Annotated in this window: 1 protein-coding gene; it reads left to right on the top strand. The window is 58.3% G+C overall.

Annotation, left to right across the window (positions count from 1 at the left end; genetic code table 11):
* Positions 1 to 1,266: hybrid sensor histidine kinase/response regulator (locus BLU05_RS25820; protein ID WP_091886928.1), on the top strand; the 1,266-nt coding region annotated here is incomplete at its 5' end.
* Positions 1,267 to 1,268 lie beyond the last annotated feature (2 nt).

The following is a 1,268-nucleotide window of genomic DNA, read 5'->3' as shown; positions in this document are numbered from 1 at the left end:
GCGGTTGCGCTGGTTGCCTTGGCAGCCACCACCTATTTCAACAGTTTCTGGCGCAGTGAACCCTATGTTGTCGTCACCCTTGTGATGACCGCCATTCTGGTTCCAGCCTATGTTTATATTCTGCTCACGCGCGTCCACAAGGCCTACAATGCAGCGCTGGAAGCCAACCTTGCCAAGTCGCGGTTTCTGGCACAGGCAAGCCATGATCTGCGCCAGCCCATCCACGCCATCAGTCTGTTCATCGCCTGCCTGCGCGATGCCAGACTGGGCGTTGAAGAGCAGCAGATGGTCAACAATATCGACCGGTCACTGCAAAGCGTTTCACGCCTGTTCCAGTCCCTCCTCGACATCTCGACCCTCGACAGTGGCAAGATATCGGCGCAGCCCGAAGCTGTGGCCATTGGTGAGATCCTGCAGGATATCGCACAGCAGAATTCCCAAGCGGCCCAATGGGCAGGTGTGACCTTGACTGTCGTGGCAACGCATAGGTTCGTGCGCACCGATCCCAGCCTCCTGACCACCATGATCCAGAACATTGTTTCCAATGCATTGAAATATGCACCGGGCGGCCCTGTCCTGCTGGGATGCCGGGTGCGCGATGGCAAGCTGTCGATCGAGGTGCATGATCGCGGCCCCGGTATTGCCGCACAACATCTGCCACGGCTTTTCGAGGAATTCTATCAGGTGCGCGAACGCGGCGACAAGGACACGGAAGGGGTTGGCCTTGGACTGTCGATTGTCCAGCGTCTTGCCACCCTCCTGGGCCTCGAAGTATCGCTGCGATCGGTGGAGAACCAGGGCACCACCGTTGTCATCGATGGCTTTGACATGGTCGCAGAGCCGGTTCGCTCGCTTGAAGCCGTCAGGGCCAAGCCTGCTTCCCTGCTGGACGGCCTGCGCGTGCTCTTGGTGGAGGACGACGTCAATATTCTCATGGCAACCGGCATACTTCTGGAAAAGTGGGGCTGCATTGTTCAACAGGAGGATGCGCTTCCCGAAGGCAAGGATGTGACCTGCGACTTCATCATCACGGACTTCGACCTTGGTGCCAAGACCACGGGGACGGATTGCATTGCCTATATCCGCCGGGCCAATGGCCGCAAGATCCCGGCGATTGTTGTGACCGGTCATGATGAAAACCGTGTGCGCGATGATGTGGGCGATCCGCAGATACCGATCCTGTCAAAACCCATCCGCCCGGCCGAACTGCGCTCAACCATTCTGGCGCTGAAACTTCAGGCGGAACAACAACCCGTCCACGCATGATC

It is taken from the genome of Phyllobacterium sp. OV277 (assembly GCF_900104355.1).
GTDB lineage: Bacteria > Pseudomonadota > Alphaproteobacteria > Rhizobiales > Rhizobiaceae > Phyllobacterium.
Note: the sequence above shows the minus strand (reverse complement) of the source record. Positions and strands in the feature narration are given on the sequence as shown.